We start from the raw sequence: 24,507 nt of genomic DNA on the forward strand, positions 1-24,507 counted from the left end.
GTTTTAAGGCATAGTTCCTTTACTTGTTGTACCACATTTATTTGTACATTCAACTTTTACAGCTTGATTTTCCCGCCATCTTAACATTGGTCCCCGACCAATAGCATTTTTGCTATTGGTATCGCTTGCTAAGAACCATTTTATGGTTGAGGTATCACAATTACTATTATCATCTGGGGCTATTTCATATCTATCAGGGTCAGCAGGAGAATTACCCATAATACGAACAGGAATCGTGTGACTACATACTTTGGTTACAATATCCTTTTTCTGTCCATAAGTAGGAGAATAGATGTTCTGGTCTATATATTTTTGAACACAGACTGTTTTGCTTATTTCATCACTACATCTTTCTATTTCACCCTCTACTACCTGATAATTAGGGTCACAATTGAGGGTTTTCCATAGAATTTCTTCTACTTCGTTGAAAGTACTCGAACATGGATTTATATCTTTCTTCACATGGTACACCTTACAATCAACGGTTGTATCACCTTGGTCTGCCCAATCAGGCTTTGTACTCAAAGCTGGAAGTTCCTTAGTCGTTTCGGCTATACACTCTCCTTGTACGCATTTTGCTTTATAGGTAACAGACAACGGATTACCGACTGTGATAGATTGCTCCTCCCCTTTGTCTGTTTCTATCCAAACAGTCGACCACCGCATCTCTGTCCAATTTATTTTGCCGCCACATCCTGAAGCAGTAAGGGTATAGCCACACCCAGACAACTTAGTATAGTCAATTGTAGGAGGATTAGGAGCAGGTTGGTAAGTATATGGCAATGACACCTCAGAACCTGTACAGCCGTCTTTTGTACAGCGAGCATAAATAGTTTTTGATTGGTCGATTTTGAACCTTCCACGATTAGAGCCTGATGACCAAGCTCCATTATCAACCTTCCATTCTATGATGTTACCATTACAGTTTTTTACTGACAATTCAACGTCTCCACTTCCGCATTTATTTGTACGGGTATCTTTCTCCAAATTAAGGGTTATTGCATTAGGTTTTTGCTTGATGTCTAATGTTACTTTGCTTACTTCAGAACTCACACAGCCATTATTATTACAGCGTGCTTTGTAGGTAGTCTGACCCGATGATATGGTGATTTTTTGAGATTTCTCTATAAGCTTGTCCAATGAATTATACCAGCTTAAATCACCATACTCACAACTACTACTCAGAATACTTTCACCACATTTTCTTTCTTCTGCTATTGTGGTAGGAGTATTTACCGATACCTTCGATAAAGTAATAGTGTTGGAATAATCACTATTACAATCGTCTGATGATACCAAAGCTTTGTAAACCCCTGCTGTTTGGTTATCCAATGATTCTCCAGAAGAAACAACTTTATCATTTTTATACCAAATAACATTGCTAGCACTGGTAAAGCTTCGGGATTCATCATTACAAAGATTTATTTTAATATCACCCTCTTCATTATTGGTCGTTTTAATTTGAGGCTTGATTGGAGTTATTCTGATCTTGCTTATATTGATGGTTTTCGATGAACTACAACCATTACTAGTACAAGTGGCAGTATAATCTCCTGTCTTTTCTACATCAATAGCATTGGTAGTTGCTTCTGTAGACCAGCTGAGCGTTCCATTGCAATTACTTACTGACAAGGTTGTATAATCACACTTGGAGGTAATACTAATTTCTGGTGTTGGGGGATAATCATAAACGGTTTGGGTTTTAGATGCTTCATCGCTAGCACAGCCATTGTTGGAACAAACAGCCTTATAGGTAAATGTACCAACGGTACCTTTTAGGTTTGGAGAAAAACCCTCACTCCATGTAAAAGCATCTTGTTTATTACTACATGAATATGTTACACCAGTAGCTTGTCCATCACAAATATTGCTAGCATTGAGAGTCGGAGCATCAGGTTTACGTTTGACTTTAACTGTTATGGTATCGCTTGGTAAGCTTTCACAATCATTCTTTATACATTTTGCTGTGAAAGTATGCTGTCCTAAATCCGATACACTGATACTCTTGGAGGTCTCGTTATTAGACCAGAGCACCTTATTATCACATCCTGATACCGTAAGTGTAATACTACCAGGAGCACAAACTTCGGTATTGTTAGCCGCAATACTAGGTTTATCTGGGCGATTATAAACTTTTATAGGATGATCAGTATAACTACTTTTACAACCTAGAGCTTCGCAAAGAGCTCGATAATTATAATCTCCCTCTGATAACCCTGTTTTGGTTAAGCTTTCCTTCAGATTCTCCCAAATAGCACTACTGTTTATACATGAGGCACTTAGCACTGTGGTTTCATACTCACACATGTTATTACGAGATAAGCTATTGGTGATAGTTGGCTCAGCAGGAATGGGATTTACCTGTACTGTAATATTGGCAGGTGTCTGTGTCTGACATTCTTTGTCGCTACGACATACAGCAGTATACTCGGTAGTTGAGGTTAGGGTAATTGTATTTTTTGATAAATTATTCCAAATAATCGACCCTAATGAACAAGTACCTGATAAGATAATCGTTTCTCCTGCACAAATGGTATGTGAAGTTTTATCAGTTGTTAAGTTTGGGGCTGTTGGCTCAGGATTCACAACAAGTGAACGTTTTATCTCGTTAGACGTATCATGTTCAGTATTAAAACAGTTATTATTTAGGTTACAACGTACATAATAGTCACCCGCATTACTAGTCACTAGCGGATTACTGTTTGTAGCCCAATTATCATCACCTTTTTTCCATTCAATAATACCATACTTACATCCTGTAGCTGTTAAAGTAGTATTTTGGTAAGCACATATTGAAGATGATGAAATAGCCAAAGATACAGCCATCTGGCTTGAAGATACTGCTCTAATCGACATTTCGTCTGACACCAAACCTTCACACCATCGCTTTTCGGTAGAACTTCCTATATTTCTTGTACACTTCGCTGTAAAAAAGGTAGAGGTTGTCAGGGACGTTTCTAAACTTGTACCTTCATGAATGGCTGTGGGCTGGCCATTCTTATACCATCTTACCACATCTGTAGCATCACAGTTATTGACCGACAAGGTAAAAGAGGTATTATTACACACATTATTGTTGTGTAATGTATGGGTAATTACTGCCTTTTTTAAGGAATTAACCAATAGCTGTACTGTATTGGAGCGTGAGCTACTACAGAAATTATCTTGGCAAGTAGCAAAGTACGTGGCATCACTATTAGGCATAACAGTAATGGTATTTGTTTGAGCTCCTGTAGACCATAAAATAGACGCATCAGCATCCCGACAAGCCTGAGTCAAGCTAAGAACAACACTATTGCCATCACAAATTCTATTTTGTACTACAGACTCAAGGTTATGAGTAATACTTGGTACTTGAGGGATATTTCTAAATACGATTTCTTTTTCGTCATACCTACTACTTTTGTTACTGACTGAACATTTTAGTTTGAATGTAGTTGTTTTGGTTGGCCTAACCAGCACTTCTTTCTGAGAAGGCAATACTAGATTAGGGTCATCGCTAGTCCAAGTAATTGCGGCGGCACAATTACTTGCCACAAGCGTCAAGGCTTCTCCATCACAGGCATAGTTTTTTTCGGTTGTAATACCTACGGCCTTGGTCATGATGTCGATAGAGGTAGGCAAACTCAAACAATTGGTTTGGGGATCAAGGCATTTTACGCTATAGCTGGCAATATTAAGAACTTGTACCGAAAGTGTCGGAGCTTTTGAGTCGTCGTACCATCGTAAAGCATTATTGGGGCATCCTTGAGCCGTTAGAGTAACATGTTCGCCAAATGCGGCCGCAGTTGTGGACGCTACAATACTTGGTTGGGCTGGCTTGGTCTCACAATCGCTTTTAGGAGGTGTTATAATAGTTATGCCTTCTCCCAAATTAGAACTACTAACCGTTTGGCAAGTAGCTCCTTCTAAAAACTTATAAACTGTTGAACTCTTTACCTCTGATGGCATTAGGGTTATAACTTGCTGATTAGATAAGGTAAAGCTATACCCTTGATCGGGAACATTCCAAGGAATCATAAATTTGTTATGACTGGCATCTGTATAAAAAGTAATGGTATAATTAGCTCCTCCTTCATCGCTTTGTATATCTTGACAAGAAACCTCTACCTCAGGTGTAGATATACAGTAGTTTTCGGTTTGATAAACCCCATTTTTAAATGCCAACCATTTTCTATTCGCGCCTGTTCCTTGAGCATAATATGCAAATGATAGGGCTGTTAAAGGCTTAATCTCAGCATAAAACTGAGAAACATTTTCCTGCAACTCATTCACATCACTTTTGGTATAAAGGACGACACTCTTTGCCGAACTACAGGCCTCTAATGGTGTATTCCCTTCGCCATCTACAGGCATTGGGTTGTAGGCTATAACATCGTCATTTACATTATCGCCACATATAAATGGACTATCGGCTGTTACATCAATTTTCAAAAGTTCACTAAGTTGGCTAGCTTCAGCCAAAGTCAACGATATTTTTTTGTAGGTATTACCTTCCTCTATTGTTACCATTTTTCCATTAGACAACCTCAATGTCATGGTTGAAGGTACTTTTTGAGCTCCGATTTTTAAGTCACTCTCCCAGCTTTCTATGATATAGTCTATAGAGTTGCTACTATAGCTATAGTTACGCATTTGAGCTTTACATTCATTACAAGCCCCTTGATTAATAACTTGGCCTGCCGCATCTATAGCACATGCTTGCTGACATACTTTAGTAAGTACATCGTTGGCTTGGCTATCTTCGTCTTTTCGAATGGTAAGACATGGCTTAATAATAGGCTTTTCTAGCTGAATCACTTCAAAACTATATTGCAAACTATTGGCATCTACTGAAAAATCGCTGGCTACTGGACAGCCCTCTACGCTAGTTCTTATAGAGCCAAATAGAATAGGGTCACGTTCACTTTTGGCTTGTACATTGGTGAATTTTTCAAGCTTCTTGTCGCTTGTTAGTTTATAGGCAGTTGTATTTTTGTTGTATATGGTAAAATTATTAGGAAAAGAGATAGTGTTTCCATCTGGTAACTTCATGTCAAAATTAAGTATGATAGTCTGGCTATCACGAGGTTTTAACTGACAGTATACGACTATCTTTTTTTGAAGTTTGCTAAAGTCACGGAAATCTAGCATTTCAGGATTTTTAAAACAAAGACTACCTCTCAGTGTTCCAAACTCAGTAGGAAGACCAGCCCACGAGCGCCCTTTGAAGTAAGAATAAGCCTTAATATTATGAAACCAGTCAAAACAGATGCGTTCATTTTCCTCCATTTTGAGTAACTCTTCATTAAAATTGCCCCCTGTTCTAATCACCTCAACCAAATCAAATATCATCTTACCAAAACCAGCCAATTGAAATACTGGGACTTTGTTGACTAATTGTACATTATTGCCTTTTTGATTAGTAATAGAGGCATTGTTCATGTGAGGAAATCTATTTTGACTAAGCAAAACGCTAGGTATATCCAAATCACCTACGTAATTGGCATCGAACCCGTTTCTAAATCTAGTATATTCATTTTGGAGATTATTTAGCCAGTTGGTTTGTGAGAGGCTTATTGCTCCGGCCATCTCGGCATACTCCTCTTCGGAGAAAACTTCATCGACAGATTCATTGGCTACAATATCAAAAACATTAGCTTCGGTGTTCCAAGAACCCTTTGCACCACCTTCATACGCTAGCATTTTGGCTTGGTAAGTACTAAATTCGCTTGTTCTAAAATAATGATTTTGATAAATGACAGAGGTTGTGCCACTGTTATTGGCCAAGATTCTTAATTCGTATATCTCATTATTACTAAGTGTATTAATGGGAAAACGAACAGATTGAAGAAGATCGAATGTACTTGGCTGTCCTACAACTTGGTTATTGTTAAAAACTCCTATTTGAAATGTACACCCTACACATTTAGCCGCAATTTTTTGTGCAATTTGAGGTTCTACAACAACATACGCTTGTCCACCGTAATCTTCTTTATATGTATTGTACTGATTTTGGGCAGGATATGCCAGTATATCTGATGCAGTAAGGGCAAACTCTGTATTGTTTGTGGTAAACTTAAACTCATAATTTTGAGCTAATTTGATAGTAACACCTTGCTCGTTTCTGTATTTTACAACATCTCTTACGTTGTTGTTATCATAAATAATGATACTGACTTTTGCTATATACTTTGTATTTTTTTTCAACCCACTTGTTGGAAAAGGAATAGTCCCATCCCAATTAACTTTAGGGTCGATATTATCAATACTATAGGCATTCAACCAACTAGGGGTAGTCCAATCCCATTCTGATGATGGGTCGGTACTTTCTCCATTGTCCTCAACATATCTTACACGGATAGCCTGTTTATAGGTATTAGAACTGGCCTTATTGAGCTGGTCTTGAGGGTATTCACATTTTAGATGGAAATTGGACATAGGACTTACTATTCCTGTAGGAATAATAGATTTAACAAATTTCCAGTTTTCAACAATCTCAGCATTATTTGGGTCAAGACATCTACTTTCATCGCCCAACTTAGCATGAATGCTTACCGAAGCACTTGCTTTCCAGATACGTACATAGGCGGCAAAAGTACCTTCGGCATAAATAGGCGAAGGGATTTTTGCTTTTAATAAAAAGCCTACGCCCATTTCTAACAGCGAAACCCCAAGGGCATTTAACTCGGCCGAGGCATAACCGTAAACTTGTGCTTGAGCATTCCAAGTAGAAGCACTATTACTCGACATCCAACCTTCATTGGGACATAGATTACTATTGACAAGAAGGGCATCAAATCCAGCACCCGCTTTACCATTTATTATTGGTACACCAAGTATTTTCATTCCCACCGACACCGACAAAGCTGCGCCAAAAGCTAATCCACTACCACTAACGAGTTTTTCGGAAAGAGGGTCTAATTTCTCTATACTACCAATATCATTACTTTTACTTCTAAACAATCCCATGAAATTAGCAGGCACAATAGGGTCAGGAATCTTGTCTGCTAGTTTATCTCCCAACATAAAATAAGCGTTTATACCGACAGAAGCATTAATGAACGTATTGGACATGTTAACATATAATCCTAATCGATCATTGATAGAATTAGACTTGCCAAGGTGGAGGAATTTCGTTGATTCAGAAATATACAAAAGACCAAAGCCTGTGGTGGATGCTGAAGAATTGGTAATTCCAGTACTTAGATTCAAATATACATCAGGATACATTTTTACAGAAAAAGAAGCTTCTTCTGAATTATTTCCGAAATTGTAGGCCATAATCAAGCCTGCAGCGATTCGGTTGCTACCTTGGTTGACAGAAGCTACGTTAAACAACCCTGCTAAACTCTCAGAGCCATTATCAGTACCTGTAGCATTGGCTTTATCAGCCTCAAGCGACTGGAGGTTGTCCAAATCGGGCATTACGGTATTCGTGACTTTTGATACCTTATCCTGTATTTTCTTAAACGACGTTACCATTTTGTCTGATACAGGAGGCAAAAGGTCGGTAATAGTATTCAACTGAAACCTTGCATACCCCGCAGCTTGAATAAACTGAAGTCCCGAATTAATATTCCCTTGTACTGCCAGCATAGCCGAAATATCAACACTTTTTGCTGTAGTTAAATCAAGCCCAAAGTTGAAGCCCCAAATATTGGGACTCCATTTGTACTTGAGTCCTGTGCGCGAGCCAGCCTCCGATACCTTGGCAATAGGGCTTCCATCTATACTCAGATTACTATATGCCCCTCCATAAATGCCTTTAAGGTCTGTTGTTCCGATAGGAATACCGCTAGGAAAGGCTAGGTCTACATCGACACCCCATGCGTTTTCGCCATTAGCATTTTTAGCAAAAACCATATATACTCCTCCTCCTATTGCACTCGACGATTTAGCTTTAAATTCTGCTTGAGACTTTTCTTTATTCAAGAAGTTGAACCAGAATACTCCTTTTCCTTCTATGCCTGTAAGGTTACTAACCCCTAGCCTATCAGCATCTTGGAAAACATCTAAAGAACCCTTAAAGCCAAAACTCGACATATTACCTTCTACATCAATCTTATCAAAATCAAGTTTGCCAAACTTAAATTTAGATTTTCCGTCAACAACAGCAGCTCGGGCTTCAAAGTTAATACCAACCTTAGCTGTAATAGACTGTTGAGCACCACTAACAAGATCCAATGCCCCTTTTATTTCGGCTCTACCTAATACCTTTCCATCAGCATTCACATTAATAGCTAGCGAGTTTAGCCCTAAACTAAAGTTGGCAATTTTGAGTTGATTAGAATTACTTGGACTTAAAACAAATGACTCTAAGTATGGGTATTCGTTCTTTATCTTTAATTCTTCAAATTTGAGACTAAATACAGAAGCCTTTCCCAGAATACTAAATTGCCCTTTATATATCCCCAAGCCTACATGTTCTAATTCTCCTGTGCTTAGGTTAAGCTCGCCCGAGGCATTGATAAAGGAAGATGTATTGGTAACTCCTTGTGAGCTTACTTGGGCTACATTAAAAATATTAAGTTCTACGGTTTTCTTATTGGCCTTGAGTCCTGCCTCCAATGATAGTAAGTCATTACCCTTTTTATTTGTTGACTTACCTAATTTAAAAGTTAAATCATTTTTATTTGCATTCAGAGGTGACTCCAAATCTCCTTCTATCAAAAACGTTTCGAGCTTATTCTTTATGATTTCTACCTCCACATGTTTAGCCCCTATTGTTAATGCCTTAGAAATACTAGCTTCAAAAAGTTCTCCGGTATGATACATCTTTGTATTTACAGTACCATCATCATCTATAAAGAAATACTTTAATTTTAGTTTTTGTGGAGCACCATTAGCATCAACAATTTGCCTTGGCAAGCGTATATTAAAGTTTTGAAAGATAACTCCTTTAATATTGTTGAATGTTTGGTTGTCAACAGAGAACGAAGACCCCGTATCGGTAAAATCGAGTACAATATTTTTTGAAAAAGCCGTTGAGGGGTTACATAAAATATCACTAGCTACTGGAGGGGCAACCGTGTTTTTCTCTGCCCAAAAACCAATATAGGGGAATCTAGTTATCTGAAGCCCATATGTTGAAGGAAGTGTAGCTTCAATTCTAAATTTATTCCAAGAAGGTACTTGAATACCAAATTGTAATTTGGCAACCTTTGCATCGTCGGTGATTGCTTTACCATCTGCACGTTCAGCTACAGCAAAAGAAGGATCAAATACAATTTGTCCCACCAGATTTAGTAAAAAAGCATTGCTATTGGCACCATTTGAAGCTCGACACCCAAAACAAACTCCTGTTCCTGCTGTAAGATTAATTTTTGCGATACCGTTCAACGACAAGAGTTCGATTTCTCGTGGAGCAATCAGTACAAAAGCTCCATCGAGGGTTCCTCCTTTGCGTAAGGCAATATCAGCACCAAAATACAACGAGGTTGGTTCGTTATTTTGACTGGCTTGCATGATATTGTTCGACATTTGACTTACTATACCAATTTGAGCCTTGGTATCTGTCTGAGAAAAAGTTAAGGACAAAATAACAATCTTGGCATTGAGTCCAGCATGGTCACCACCTACGTTAATGACAATAGGCAGTTTCTTGAAATCAAGAGACTCCCACCCACCACTAATCAACTCGCTTATATTGGAAATATTAATAGTGGTTACATCTTGTCGATGAATTATTTCGGTTATCTTACTTACTTTTGGCAATTCTTCGGCACGGCTATTGGGTTCTGGGGTGTTATCTTTGATAAAATAATACTCGCCATCGTGCTTAGGCATAATCACTTGTTCAGATAATTGCAATGGCTTAATACCTGTACGTTTACAGTCTTCTGGTGAATATTCAATAGCATAATTATCTGTGTTTTTGCCAAACACTATTGTTAGATTCATCAAAGCTCCTAACAAGAGCATGATTTGTAGAAAAAACTTTCTCATATTTCCAAGTAGATAGGGTATTAATAAATCAATAATCGGTTATAATAAGCTGTTTGACAATCCGTTGTGTGCCTCCGTCAAGAATAAGAGAATATACCCCAATCCTTAGGTTTAAGTCAAACAAGTATGTATGATTAGCATTCAAATCGGTAGTTTGTGGAGCTAATGTAGCCTGATGAACCACCTCGCCAGACACTACCCTGACTATTCTAATAGAAAGATCGGCAGGTATTTTTGTTCTTACTATCAAGCTAAACTTCCCTTGATTAGGATTCGGGTAAATCGATGCCGAAGTAATAGGACGAGCCTTATACTGATAAAGAGAATCTGTTTGATTAATATCTTCGGGTTTAAAAATTTTGATATTCCTAAAAAGAAAGTTCTCACAACTTCCTGCGTATGCGTACATCCCGATTCTTTTTTCACCATCTACTACAGGAATAAACATGGCTTTGTTGTTGTCTCGATACACGATTTGTATATCTGAAGGCAAAATCCAGATAATTCTGTCGGGGATAGGCTTTGTTATATCCAAAGCCACAATTGTATCACCAACAAATGCTTGCGTTGGTAAGATAAAATCAGCTTTTAAGGCATTTTGATTATTGGTTAAACGAAAACTTTTTTCAACAACGCATCCAGTATTGTTACTTACTTTAGCCTTATAAATACCCGGATTAACAACAGTATATTCTGTTTTATTTTTTTGAGCAAGATCTTCTATTTCATTAAAAAACCATTGTATTGATTTCCCATGATTCTTGACATTGAGTGTGATAGCTTGCCCAATACACAGGGTATCGCCGCCCTTTCCTGTTCCTAGCTCAAACATTTCTAGGCTATCAGTTTCTACAATTGTACTTGGGATTAGCAATTGACAGCCGTTTCGGTCGCTCAACCGCACCCGATATTCTCCTGCTTTTAATAAGTCAAATCGAATAGTGTCTCCCTTTTTTTCATTTAATACATTGGTCTGGTTTTGCATCAGTTGAGCCACATAGCCACCTACTCCTCCTGAGGCGTTGAGTTGCAGGCTAGCTGTGCGTGTACCATAGCATATAGGTTGGCTTTGTTGTATTTGAGCTTTTAGTGCTGTTGGCCAGCGTAGCTGCACTAGCCTAACCGTGTCGAGACAGCCTTTTCGGTCAACTACCTTGAAGGTGTAGTCGCCTTGTGACAAGCCCTTAAATTGACTATTTTGGTACTGTTCTATCACATTATCTTGCCAAAAAGTATTTGCACCATTCCCTCCTTTGGCTATTAAGGTAACAATACCATTTTTTTCACCAAGGCATAATGGGTTTTGTTGATGTTCTACCGTCAGTTCTAATAAAGTTGGTTCTGTAGCATCTAGTAATGTACTTGTTGTACAACGATGGGCATCTTTTACCCAGAAGTGATATGTTCCTTTTGAAAGTTTCGAGAATAAACTATCTGTATAAAAATTAGTATTATCTTTTGAGTACAGATACGATGGCGTTCCACCACGAGCCTTTATCAGAATTGAGCCATTACTTTCTTGAAAACAACGAACGGTATCTTGGTAAATCGGTGTTAGCACCAACTGTGTTGGTTGTAATACTTCAACCTGCTTGCTGAGTTTACAATTATTGTTATCATACACTGTAACGGTATATTTTCCAGCAAATAGCTTATCAAAAGTACCCGTAGAGTCAAATAGTTCTTTTCCCGACTTTTCATAGGCATATCGGTAAGGGGGCGTAGCTTGTTGTGCTACCACTTGAATTCGACCAGTTTGGTCGCCAAAACAGTCATTACTTTTGAGTGTAATTTGGCTACTTAATGGCGTTGGTTGGTTTAAGGTATATTGTAGTGTATCTACACAGGCATGAGTATCTATTACATAAAAAGTATAGCGTTTTGCTCCAAGCTTTTCAAATTTATATTGATGCAATGTATCTACTTTATACAATTGGTCCTGAAATCGAATTTGATACCCTGGCGTTCCACCTGTCATATTAATCGCCACTTCACCATTCTCATTACCAAAACAAAGTGGCATTACACCAGTAGCATTGCTCACTATCTTAGTAGGTTCGGTTAGTTGAATACTATTTACTTGTGCTTGACAACCTTTGCGGTCGCTTACCTGTATAGCGTAGATTCCCTTGGGTAGGTGCTCAAATGTTTCCTTTGACTGTATCACAGAGCCAATATCAAGTTTAAATACGTTTGTGCCATTGCCCCCTGTAGCTTGCACTCGAATACTGCCATCGACACTGCCAAAACAAAGCGGATTTCTGGTTTCTTTCAATGCTAAAGCTAAAACAGCAGGTTCTGTAATACTCAATTCTTTTGAACGCACACACTGATTATTGTCTTTGACATAAAGTTGATAAATACCTTTGGCCAAATTATCAAATAGCTCTGAAGCAAAATAATTAATACCATCCTTTGAATATGTATAGGTTGGCGTTCCTCCTGTGGCTTTTACAGCTATTGTACCGTTGGCTTCGCCATAACATCGGATGGTATCTTGATACATAGGTGTTACAACAATTTGCGAAGGCTGTATAAGTGTAGTTGCCTTACGAAGTGTACAATTATGTTGGTCTTTTACCACGATGGTATAATCTCCTTTGGTAAGTTGGCTAAAGGTATTGGATGTTTGATATTGTGTTCCATCTATTGAGTATTGGTACGGTGCTATACCTCCGCCCGTTGCTACTTGTATTTCTCCTGTACTATCGCCAAAGCATAAGTTATCTTTCTTACTAAGTACATTCGTTAAAGCAGTTGGCTGGCTTAGTGTTACCCTAATGCTGTCTTGACACCCCATTGCATTCAATGCGGTGATTTTGTATGTACCTATTACCAAGCCCGAAAAAATATTTGACGTTTGCCATGCCCCATTATTCAAAGTGTATGTAAATGGTGCTTGATTATTATTGCCAAGCACCTCTATACGGCCACTATTTCCACCAAAACATAAAATATTGTCTTTTTGTACTAACTGTAAATCTGCTCGATTTTGTTCTTTTATCTCAACACTTAAAACCGTTCTACAAGATACAGGCGTATCTACTATTGTTATGGCATATACATTAGGTGATAAATTGGTAAATCGTTGTGTCGAACTTGCCTCTCCACCATTGAGCGATAATTGATAATTACCATTTCCACCAGTAATGGGTTGTATTAGTAAATTGGCTTCGGGCGTATTACAGCTAATACCACTAATACTATATGCTGCTCGAATACTATTATTGTTTCTTAAATCGACTGACTGTCGGTAATAGCATAGTTCATCGCTAACGGTAACGACATACGTACCATTAAGAAGACTAGAAAACGTATTATTGGTACTAGAGTTTGTTTGAGTTGATAGCTGATAAAAATACCCATTTCGCCCTCCTTTTACATTTGTAATACTAATGACACCGTCTGTAGATGTACAGGTAGTAGGTATGCTCTTATTTATATCAAAAGTTATTTTACTATTTTTAGCAATAATACTTATAGGATAAACTTTGCTACAACCTATATAATCGGTAGCCGTAACCCGATAGTCTCCAGCAGGCATGTCCACAAAAACACCAGAATTGTTATTAATAGGCGTTATACTCCTATGTTGATTATCTATTCCTGTTAGGGTATAATTAAAATTACCATTTGACCCTGTAGCCAAAATGGTAGCTTCACCTTTGGTATAATAGTCGCAATCAACATCTTTTTTATAGAGTGTAGCAAATTGTATATCTGTTGGTTGAGTTAATACAATTCCCGACAAGCTAAACCTGCAATTATTACCATCTTTACCATATAGTTGATATGTCCCTGCATCTAATTGACCAAAGGTTGTACCAGATTGAAATGTTTGATTGTCTAGCGAAAGCTGATAAGATGGTGTTCCTCCATGATGCGATAGTACAATCTGTCCAGTTTTATTATCAAAACAAGAAAGATTGGTTTTGCTTGCAAGAGCTATCGTATAAGCAGAATCGGGTTCAATAACGGTAGTATTTGTGGTAGCAGCACAGGCATTTTCATCCTTTACCGTAAATGTATATCGTTGGCTGGTAAGCTGACTAAAAACTGGTGATACCTGAAAACTCAGGCTATTTTTAGCATATTGATAAGTACCAGTACCACCTGTTGCACTTAACCTTACCTGCCCATCGTTACCAGCTTTGCAAGTAACATGCTTAATTTGTTCTACCAACAAAACTAGGTTTTCTGGCTGAACAACACTGACAGCCGAAGATATACCAACACACCCTTTAGCATCTTTTATCCATATTTTATAACTGCCAATACTCAAACCTTCAAACAAGCTATCGGCCTGATAAATAGTGCCGTCTTTTGAAAATTGATAGGGCAGTGTTCCTCCAGTAGCAAAGCCAATCATATTGCCAGAAGATTCTCCAAAACATTTTACTTGCTGTGCAATTCGAAGATAAGGTACTAAATCGTTGGGTTGGGTAATAGTAAAGTCATTGTTACTTACACAGTTATTGGCATCTTTGATATAAATTTTATGCCTTCCTTGGGGCAGCCCTGCAAATATTGAGTCCGATACATAATTTATTCCATCGTTGGAATATTGAAAATTTCGAGTTCCTCCACTTCCTACAATCGTAATTTTACCATTAGTACCACCATAACATGATACATGCTCTAGGGTAGCTCCAACAACCAATGATGCTGGTTCTGTAATTTTAGTAGAGGTGTTATTGAGACTATTAGTACATCCATTAACGTCTTTAACGTACATGGTATAACTGTCAGCAACTAATGTATTAAATCGATTAGAGATTTGATAGGTATTTCCATCTTTACTATAACTCAATGCTCCTGTACCTCCTGCTGCTGTAAGTAACATCACACCGTTGTTTCCTCCATGACAAGTAACTTGTTGCTGAATACTAGCACTAAGTGTAATAGCTGGTGGTTCTAATATCTCTACAGATGCGGTAGTATTACATTGGTTTGCATCTTTTATTTGTATGGTATAACTCCCTGCACTTAAACCAGAAAAAGTACTTTCTGAACTGAAAGTACTTTGTGTAGTCAACTTAAACGTATACGGAGAAGTTCCACCACTTGCAATTACATGAGTATTTCCATCGCTTCCTCCAAAACAAGTTACGTCTGTCTTACGAACCACCGAATCCGCTAGAACTCTAGGCTCAATTACTGTTAAGATTCCAGACTCTCGAATACAGCCATTATTGTCTTTTACCCAAATTTTGTAATTCCCTGCTGACAAATCGCTAAAGGTATTATTAACAGAATAAGTAGAATTGTCTTTTGAATAGGTATACGGAGCATTGCCTCCTGAAGGATTAGCTTTTATTACTCCATTTTGCAAACCATGACAGGTAATTTGACCACTGACTATAGCGTTTGTAATAATAAGGCTAGCCTCAGCAATTTGCCAATTAGTAATATTTGAACAAAGAGCGTCTTTGATTACTACGGTATAACGGCCTGCTGATAGCTGGCTAAAAACTGAATCAGCTCTAAATGTTTGTCCATTATCAATAGAATATTGTATTGTACCAACGGGATTAGAGTTGCTCGCAGAAATTTCCATACGCCCATTTGAAGCTCCATTGCATGATACATCCGTAATACTCACTACTGGATTCCGAAGAACACTTCTGGTATTAACAACCTGATTATCAATTGTTTTCACACAACCTACTGCATCTTTCACATAAAATGTATACGTACCGGCCTCTAACGATGAAAACTCATTTGTAGCTCCATAATGTGTTCCATCTAGCGAATAACTATATGTGGGTAGGCCTCCAGAAGCCGTTAGAGTGGCACTACCATTATTACCTCCAACACACGTAACATAGGTCAAGGCTACAGTCAGTGTTAGTTCAGGATTCTGCGATACAGTAACCTGCCGAGTAATGTCGCACCCAGAAGCATCTTTTACTTTAACAGCATAACTCCCCGCCGACAAATTACCAAAGGTGGCACTAGATTGAAATGTACCATTATTGAGCGAGTAACTATAAGGAGGTTTGCCTCCGCTGGGTTCCATTGTAATACTTCCTGTACTGCCTCCCGAACAACCTGCATTCACTACGCTGCTAGTCGCACTAAGGTCTTCTGCTATATTAAATCTCTGATAGATATTCAGTGCTCCATCAACGACAGCATTAAGTAATTGCCCCCCCGTATTGCTTGGAGAAAACGTAACTCCTGTGCGATAAGGAAGTGTATTGGTATTACTCAGAGAGCCTCCTGTAAAACTGTACTTTACAAATCTAGCTAGAGAGCCATATTCCACATTATTGACATATACACGATAATAGTTTTCATCGAATGTTAATTTAAAAGTAGCATTCGAGAAATCTCCATCGTAATGACTAATATCTACTTCTCCTAGATAATTCCTTTTCCATATTTCAAAGCTGTTGTTATGGATAAACCTAATTTGTACTCCTCCTACTCCAATCGTAAAATCGAAGTCATTAGTATTACTTGCATTATGTGTATATTCGAGTGAATAAGGTTGAGCCCCCGAATAATAGGTATTGGCAGTAAGCTTCAAAAAGTTACTTGTTGTAACTTCCCCTTGAGCATTAATACTATACGTAGTAGAATTACCTGCCGTGTAGCTACTAAAACTACTACCTGTAATAGGCACTCCATTCACTTTAAAACTACCTAGATTTATGGGGTTTCCTGTAGTTATATCTATTACTGTAGCCATCAAAACATGAGCGTTGATAGATACTGGCTCGCATTTTCCTACTTCTACTGATGTAGCTAATTTGGTATAAGCTGGCGAAGAATAATTAGGGTCAATACCATTACCTGAAAAACTATTACCATTAGGCACCTCTATATAAACATAGTCATCCGATACAACTACAGGGTCTGATACTTCTCCTGTACATTTATCCCGAACAGTCAAAACATCGTTGGGACGTAAAAAGCCAAAATCTACTTCAACCTGATAAAAGCCTCCTCTTGTACCACCTCCAACAAAAAAATATGAATTAGGATAACTCGATCCGATAAAATAGTCTGTGCCTTCTTGAAGCACAGCTCCATTTTTCATCAACTCATAACATGAACGATCAACAGACATCATTTGACGTACCGTAATTGTTCTGTCAGTAAATTTTTTCAAATCTAAAACTGGTTTATTTACCTGTCCAAATACTGGCAGATAGCATGAAACCAAACAAATACTTATTAGTAGTAGTTTTTTCATAAATAATAAGGTGCAATTAATGGATTGGTAAGTGTATGTTTGTCTCAAAACTGTAAAGAATACCTTGTTCATTGGCAAGGTTCATCTTTACTTGATAATTTCCTAAACTAATATTGTCGGGTAATATCAGGGTTAATTGCTGGGTAACATCATCATAATTTGTATTTAGGTAATAATCGGACGTTTTGCTTTGAAGATGTACCTGAAAAAATCGTGCTTTGACTTTTAAAAAATTGATTGTTCTAAACACAATCGTATCGTTAGGCTTGTAAAAACTACGAGGAGAAACAATAGCCAATAAATACGGAAGCGTATTATCAAATACATGGAGTGGTTTTGTCAAAAAAATGCTTTGTTTTTTTTCAGTAAGATTTCTTACGCCAACCAATACCTGCCCAGCAAGAACAGACTGACTTATGGCAACCTCTAAGCTATGTCCTTGTACAGTGGCAGGGAGTTCGATAGGTAGAGAGTTTCCTCCCATACCAAAAACTACCGAATACCTATACTTTGGCTCAATATATTTTCCGTAAACCAAAAGCTTTTCTCCTTGTAAAATACTGTAGTATGACAACGAGTCTAGTACAGGAGTAGGATAAGTTATAACTACTCTCTGAGATGAAAGAACCTGCTGTTTACGTATTTTTAGCTGTACTCGATACTGACCAGGCGTTAAGTTATCAGGTAAAAATAGTTTTACCTGAGTGGTATCTATCAGTTCCGATTTTACGGCTACAGTATTACCTTCTCTGACCATCCAAGCCTGAATATCTAGGCTAAACGTACCAAAGTTTCGACCATTAACCTTTATACTTTGCCCTGCCTCAATAGTATCCTTTTCCATTTTTTCTATTATTGGAATAGGCTGAAGTGCTGGTTTTACAATAACAGTATAAACAACTTTTTGTCCAGAAGAAGAAGTTAAGGTATAATAGACAGGCACATCAAAATTCTGTCGAGCTCCCGATACAGGAACTATTGAACTCAACTCCGATACTGTAATTTGGGGTTGTAAACCTTTTAAGTTGGTTTGATAAGGAACTTCTATGACAATTGTTTTGGTATCGTTATTTAACTCAATACCATTCACATGTACATCAGCAATAGTAAAGGAAGTTATTTTGGGAGCTTCCAACAGTGTTTCGTTGGGGTTTTTACAAGAAAAAAATATTGTCCAAAATGCTAATAGTGGTAGAATTTTACACATAAGTAACTTATGATTTATATAGAACTTGATGGTGTTTTGAGTATAATAACGAAACTATCATATTTATGTCACATTTTATTTAGCAATACAGCAAAATTTCAAAGTAAAAATATTGCCAAACCTATGAGAACAGTTGCATTTTCTTGCGGCACCTCAGTTTATTATTGTTTGATAGACAGTAATTTTATTTTATCTATTTGAGACATTAAATTATTTTAATACATTTGTTTATAAAATAAATCTAAATTATTATCCAAAAAATGAATACTAGAAGAGAATTTGTCAAAAACTCGGCAGGCTTGCTTATGGCGAGTCTGCTACCTTGGAATACCCTGGCCCATCAACTCGGGATAGTCGACAAAGTCGGTATCCAATTGTTTTCGTTACCCAAAATGCTTGAAAAGGATTTTGCTGGCACAATTGAATTTTTGGCGAAAATGGGTTACAAAGAAGTAGAACTTTTTGGACCATTTCCATTTAGTGCACAAGTAGCACAAGACCGTTGGAAATCAATTACACCCATGTTGGGCTTTAGTGGTAGTGGTTATTTTGGCAAAAGTCCTAAAGAAATCAAGAGTATCTTAAAAGCTAATGGTATAACAACACCTTCGGCTCATACCGACTTAGATACCCTTGTTAATAATATGGACAAGCTAGGCGAGGCGGCCAATGTTCTTGGCCATAAATATGTGGTGCTGCCTTCGATACCCGACGATAAAAGACAAACTCTTGATGACTATAAGCGGATTTCGGAAACATTCAATAAAATTGGGGAAAATGCCAAAAGGGTAGGATTGAAATTTGGATACCACAATCATGGCTATGGCCTTAGTCCTTTAGAAGGCCAAATTCCGTTGTATTTGATTATGGAACAAACCGACCCCAATCTGGTATTTTTTGAAATGGATATTTATTGGACTTCGGCAGGGGGTATCGAGCCTATCAGTTTGCTAGAAAAATACCCTAATCGCTATCATCTTTTGCACCTCAAAGATATGAAAGAGAAAAAACATTTCTCTGGCGATGGCAATACTGCTCCACAATGGTTTGAGTTGTTTCCTTATATGACTTCGGCTGGCGATGGTGTTTTGGGTGTGAAAGAAATTGTAGAAAAAGCTAAGTCTACAGGCGTAAAACATTTCTTTGTAGAACAAGATTTGGTAGCTGACCCCGATGTGGCACTCAAAAGAAGTATTGATTTCTTGAAAAAAGTATAAAAGCAAATCCACACAAATACTTGATTATCAATACCATACCCCTCATAAATATATTTCATAACACAGCGTTACTTAGCCTTGTATAAAGTGTTTTTTCTCTATAAAACAAGATATATGCTCGATAACGCTGTGTTTCTTTCTATACTACTCCCTTACAGTTATTACTTTTCTATCGTAATGGTTTTGGGTATAACCAGTTCAATACGAGGTTTTGGGGCTGGGTTCATGCCTTCGCCCAAATAAAAACTAGGATGTGGAGGCTGATTATAGGCTGAGTTTTGCCACGCAATAGCCACTCTATATTGAGGGTCGTGCATCAAGGTATAAATCCGATTATTAGTAGGAATCGTAGTCGTAAATATTCGCAAAGCGGTATTATCTGTTTTTCTGAAAATAACCTCTTCTCGCCAATCGCCCAGTATATCGGCACTCAATGCTGGGGTAGATTTTGTACCATTATTCGACGAACAATCTGTTGCCGTAAAAAGGCGATCAGTTTTGTTATTCAGATAATCCCACTTATCGATATGATTCCCGTCAAGCAATTCGCGGGTCAAGTCGGCATCCCACCATACTGCAAAATTTGTTGATGAAGGTTTTGCCTTGGCGATTTCAATGCCTTTACAATTATATAAAGCTCCTGTTGCCCCCCAACATTCATAGCCTTTATGGCGTGGGTCTATATCTACGGCCAAACAACGCCCAATATCTTTTCCATTACCTGTTACCCCCCAAATAGTTTTTCCTGTTTGGGCATCTCTAAATTCTAAGCCATATTGGCCATAATGTTCTGGTTCTTCATAACATTGCCAAATTTCTTGACCTGGGTGTTCGGGGTCCATATCGGTCATGTGCAGGGCATCGCCATGCCCTAAGCCCTTGGTATAAAGCCCTCGGCCGTTGTCGTCGATAGCCGATGCTCCGTTGATAATCTCATCGTTACCGTCACCATCAACATCGCCTACTGTCATTTGGTGATTGCCCATACCAGCGTAATTTGTATTTTCTTCGGTATTGCTATCAAATATCCAACGATGGTGAAGTTTTCCTTCTCGCCAATCCCATGCCACACGTACCAAACGGGTATAATATCCCCGACCCATTACCAAGCTCGGACGTTTGCCATCTAAATACGCCACTGCTGCAACATAGCGGTCTACTCTGTTTCCATAAGTATCGCCCCAAGCGGCTACTTGCCCACGAGCAGGTAAGAAATCGGCTGTGGCCATAGCTTTACCAGTTTTTCCGTTAAAAATCGTCAAAAACTCAGGACCATCCAATACATATCCGGCTGTATTGCGGTAGTCAGCTTGTACATTGCCAATTACGTTGCCTTCACCATCAATAGTTCCGTCGGCTGTTTTACAGGCTATTTCAGCTTTTCCGTCCGAATCAAAATCATATACCATTATTTGGGTATAATGTGCCCCAGCTCTAATATTTTTGCCTAAATCTATTCGCCACAAGCGAGTACCATTTAGGTGATAGGCATCAATTAGTACATGGCCCGTGTAGCCTTTTTGTGAATTGTCTTTGGCATTGGACGGCTCCCATTTCAGTACAATTTCGTACTGTCCATCGCCATCTAAATCACCTACACTACAATCGTTGGCATTATAGGTATAATTTATACCGTCGGGCGTTGTACTCCCTTGTGGTATTTGTAGTGGTATTTCTAAATAGTTTTGTTGCCATACAACCGCACTTTCACTTACATTAGCCAGTTCTTTGCCATTCACCACTGCACGAAGGCTGTATTTTTCATTACTGGAGCTATTATCTTCATAGCTGGTAACTGTCTGAATAGGCGTTTTATTAAGTTTGATATTGCCTCTATATACATTAAATGCTATTTCGGCAGGGTCTGTACCCAACAACCGCCATCCAATATATACATGCGTAGGGCTAGTACGCACTGCAATAAGCCCACGATTGAGGTTTTCGACGTGGTATTGGCTAAATCCCTGCAAAATTGCTACCCCCCATACCAATATCGCTATTACTACATTATATTTTTTCATGAATAACAACTAGGATTACTTTTATTGATTTTCTTTCTTTTTTACCTTTAGTTCGTCGGGGGCATCTTTGGTATAGGTATTATAATTAGGCTGGTATTTTTTGTCAAAAAGCCCTTTTACGGCCTCAATAGGCACATTTTCTTTTGGAGCAAAAGCCCCAGACTGCATATATTGAGCCATACTATATAATAACTGCTTGGCCACAGGACGGGTGTCGAGGTTGGTTGTCAAATCGACACTAGTAATAATCAATTTTCCTTTACCTACTTTTGCTTCAACAATTAAACCCAAAGGACGATTCAGAAACCACGTGTCTATAGGCTGTACAATTGGAAGAAAGCCTTTCGGGAAATTATCTAATAGCATTACCTGAGCTTTATGACTCAACTCCCACCATTGTAAATTGGCATGAAAGTCGGTTGGGAAGTCCTTAAAAACAGGATGTTGGGGGTCGCAAACAAAACCTAATGTATGTGGCGGTCGCATTTTAAACCATGAGGTATTCCAGAACACAGGTTGTAAATAATTAATAACCTCTTTGCCCCTTTCTATTTTACCAGCAGCTTGTAACAGAACATTTCCTCCTTGATTCAAAACTTCCTCGGCCTTGGCATCGAAGCTTGTACATACATATACCTTAGGAAATAGTGCTGTTGGCAAAGTGGCAGGATACACCCAAAAATCCCAGTCATTTTGGAAGTCGGTTTGGTCGATAGCTACTGACAAATTGAGCTTTGTTGCCTTTGTAATAATATTGAGAGGCATCTGTACTTCCCCAACGATTTGGTTATTGCCTATGGCTATAAGCTGTTTTTCAAAAATACCATTGCCCAATACCGTCCCTTGGCTGTCTGTTACCTTCCACAAAACGGTTGCATTGTTCATTGGCTTTTCGCCAAAATGATATATTTCTACAGGTATTTGTAGGTTTTCATTATTTTGAAAAACAAATTTGGGAAAACGAGTTAAAGGTACTGTTGTATTACAAAACCGTCGAAACGCAATTGAATCTATATAGCCTTTTTCTTCCCAAAAACTATCTAACAAACCCACCAATGCCGTTCCTTGCCCAGAATAATCGTTGAGTCCGAGCATCTGAAATCCTGCTGAAATAGGCGTTCGTAAAGCCATTTCTATTTCAGTTTTATAGCTAATAGCCTGTAATTTACCCGAAGCCATCAAAAATGCTTCTGCCCTATTACCCAAGCCTCGTTCTTGTAGGTCGTGTTCAAAAAGCTCAAAATTACGGGCTTGATAAAGTCCTCTATATTTTTTGATTTCTTTAAAATTGGGAAAAACACACCACTGCCCCAGCTCGTGGGTGATATACGGTACAGTAAAATTCTTGACTTTATCGCCAAAATCGGTATTGCTCGAAGGCAGTTTATCCCAAGGTAAGCCTCTTGGCCCCGACTTTATCATATATTCATTGGCAGGTACAAGCGGCCAGCTCATAGCTACCGAAGCCCCCGTGTACTTTCGGCGGGGGTCTTTAGCTTGCCAATATTTCACAAATTTGGTGAGGTATTCTACTTGTTTTCCTCCACGAGGCTCGTTGCCATAAGCCAGCATACAATACGAAGCATAATTGCCATATACTTTTGCCATACGATTGGTTTCGTCCATAATATATTGGTCTATCGGGTGTCCATCGCCCAACGACGAGCCATGATTTGCCCAACTTGGGCCTTCGGGTTGTAAATAGATACCTACTAAATCAGCAGCAATAAAGGCAGCTTCGGGTGGACAATACGAATGGAAACGGAAGTGATTGAGTCCGTAAGATTTGGCTTTCCTAAAAACCTTTTCCCATGAAGCTATATCCATTGGTGCGTAACCCGTAAGAGGAAACTGACAGTTTTCGACTGTACCTCGGAGAAATATAGGGCGGCCGTTGATTTCAAAGCGTGTTCCCTTAATCGTAAAATCACGCATGCCAAATTGTACAGAACGCTTGGAGGTATGTCCGTTATTGGTTTGTAAATGAGCTGATAACCTATACAATGCAGGCGAAAATTCGTCCCACGTGAGGAAATTCTGCCCCATTGGCAAATCCACCTCGATTGTTTTTGTTCCTTCAGAAACTTCATAGGTTATAGTAATCGCTTGTGTTTGGTGCTTTTGCTGGCTATTAAAGCTTTGAGCCTGTAAAATAATCTTTCCAGCCACAGCCTGAGGCAAATCATTAACGATATTGATTTTGAGCTTGGCCATTTTTTTGGCTAAATCGGGGTATACCTGTATATCTTCTAACCAAACTTTCCCTTCGGCCATAAGCTCTATCTTACCAACAATCCCGTTCCAATTGCCCTGTGTGTGGTCGGTAATACTATGTGAATCTTTACCAACATTAATTTCCTTGGTACGATTGTCTACTCTTATGGTAATAGTATGCTTACCAGCCGATAGCCTATTTGACAAATCGAAGGTATGCGGTACACATAGCGAATTTTGTAAACCTATCTCCTGATTGTCGATCCAAACCCTTGTTTCGGTATGTGGGCGTTCTAGGTGAAGGCTGATTTTTTGGGTTGTCCAATGCTGAGGAATTGTCACTTCTCGCTGATACCATGCAGCCCCGACATAATGCTTTTGAGGTGTCAGCCAAAAGGGAAACTTGAGGTTATTGGGCAATCGGTATTGGGCCATACGAGGATTAAAATACCAAGAACTATCATAAATACTCCCTGTCCATTGGGTATGAATGGTGACGGGATTCCCTTTTCCATTTTCGAGCATAGAAGCAGGCAGTTTTACTTTTTCAAGCAGCTTTTTTTTGAACCACTGTTCATGAATACCTTTGTCGAGCGAGTCGATTTGAAAACGCCATACCCCTTTTAAGTCAATGGTTTGCTGTGCTATTGCTTGCGTTGAGCCCCACAGCAGGCATAACATTATAGTGATAATGACTAAAAACTTATTTTGTTTGTACAT

At 38.5% G+C, this 24,507-nt stretch carries 6 protein-coding genes; 1 reads left to right on the forward strand and 5 read right to left on the reverse strand.

Features of this window, described 5'->3' with window-relative positions; all coding sequences use genetic code 11:
• Positions 1-3: 3 nt before the first annotated feature.
• The 3 genes from FLEMA_RS0114980 to FLEMA_RS0115015 are packed head-to-tail and all read right to left on the reverse strand — an operon-like array spanning position 4 to position 18,335.
• The gene (locus FLEMA_RS0114980; protein ID WP_026995685.1) at positions 4-9,927 is read right to left on the reverse strand and encodes a hypothetical protein; all 9,924 of its coding nucleotides are present in this window, start codon (positions 9,925-9,927) and stop codon (positions 4-6) included.
• 28 nt (positions 9,928-9,955) lie between these two features.
• A complete protein-coding gene (locus tag FLEMA_RS0114990) occupies positions 9,956-17,128 on the reverse strand; it encodes a T9SS type A sorting domain-containing protein (protein ID WP_044171425.1) in 7,173 nt (2,390 codons plus the stop codon).
• A gap of 16 nt (positions 17,129-17,144) precedes the next feature.
• Entirely contained in the window at positions 17,145-18,335 is a 1,191-nt protein-coding gene (locus FLEMA_RS0115015; protein ID WP_026995687.1) for an SGBP N-terminal domain-containing protein, read from the reverse strand.
• A gap of 260 nt (positions 18,336-18,595) precedes the next feature.
• Between FLEMA_RS0115015 and FLEMA_RS0115035 the strand changes: the two genes are divergently transcribed.
• A complete protein-coding gene (locus FLEMA_RS0115035; RefSeq protein WP_044171426.1) occupies positions 18,596-19,552 on the forward strand; it encodes a sugar phosphate isomerase/epimerase family protein in 957 nt (318 codons plus the stop codon).
• A 161-nt stretch (positions 19,553-19,713) separates the two neighbouring features.
• Here the strand turns inward: FLEMA_RS0115035 and FLEMA_RS68630 are convergent, their stop codons facing one another.
• Positions 19,714-21,573: a rhamnogalacturonan lyase gene (locus FLEMA_RS68630; RefSeq protein ID WP_044171428.1), complete on the reverse strand. Its 1,860-nt coding sequence runs from the start codon at positions 21,571-21,573 to the stop codon at positions 19,714-19,716.
• Between the two features lie 21 nt (positions 21,574-21,594).
• The gene (locus FLEMA_RS0115055; RefSeq protein ID WP_026997728.1) at positions 21,595-24,507 is read right to left on the reverse strand and encodes an exo-beta-1,4-galactosidase; all 2,913 of its coding nucleotides are present in this window, start codon (positions 24,505-24,507) and stop codon (positions 21,595-21,597) included.

The organism is Flectobacillus major DSM 103 (assembly GCF_000427405.1).
In the GTDB taxonomy this organism is placed as follows: domain Bacteria; phylum Bacteroidota; class Bacteroidia; order Cytophagales; family Spirosomataceae; genus Flectobacillus; species Flectobacillus major.

What these genes read in the sequence shown, in the direction of transcription:
- FLEMA_RS68630 (WP_044171428.1), bottom strand. Translation starts at nt 21,573, where the DNA reads ATGAAAAAATATAATGTAGTAATAGCGATATTGGTATGGGGGGTAGCA.
- FLEMA_RS0115015 (WP_026995687.1), bottom strand. Translation starts at nt 18,335, where the DNA reads ATGTGTAAAATTCTACCACTATTAGCATTTTGGACAATATTTTTTTCT.
- FLEMA_RS0114980 (WP_026995685.1), bottom strand. Translation starts at nt 9,927, where the DNA reads ATGAGAAAGTTTTTTCTACAAATCATGCTCTTGTTAGGAGCTTTGATG.
- FLEMA_RS0115055 (WP_026997728.1), bottom strand. Translation starts at nt 24,507, where the DNA reads ATGTACAAACAAAATAAGTTTTTAGTCATTATCACTATAATGTTATGC.
- FLEMA_RS0114990 (WP_044171425.1), bottom strand. Translation starts at nt 17,128, where the DNA reads ATGAAAAAACTACTACTAATAAGTATTTGTTTGGTTTCATGCTATCTG.
- FLEMA_RS0115035 (WP_044171426.1), top strand. Translation starts at nt 18,596, where the DNA reads ATGAATACTAGAAGAGAATTTGTCAAAAACTCGGCAGGCTTGCTTATG.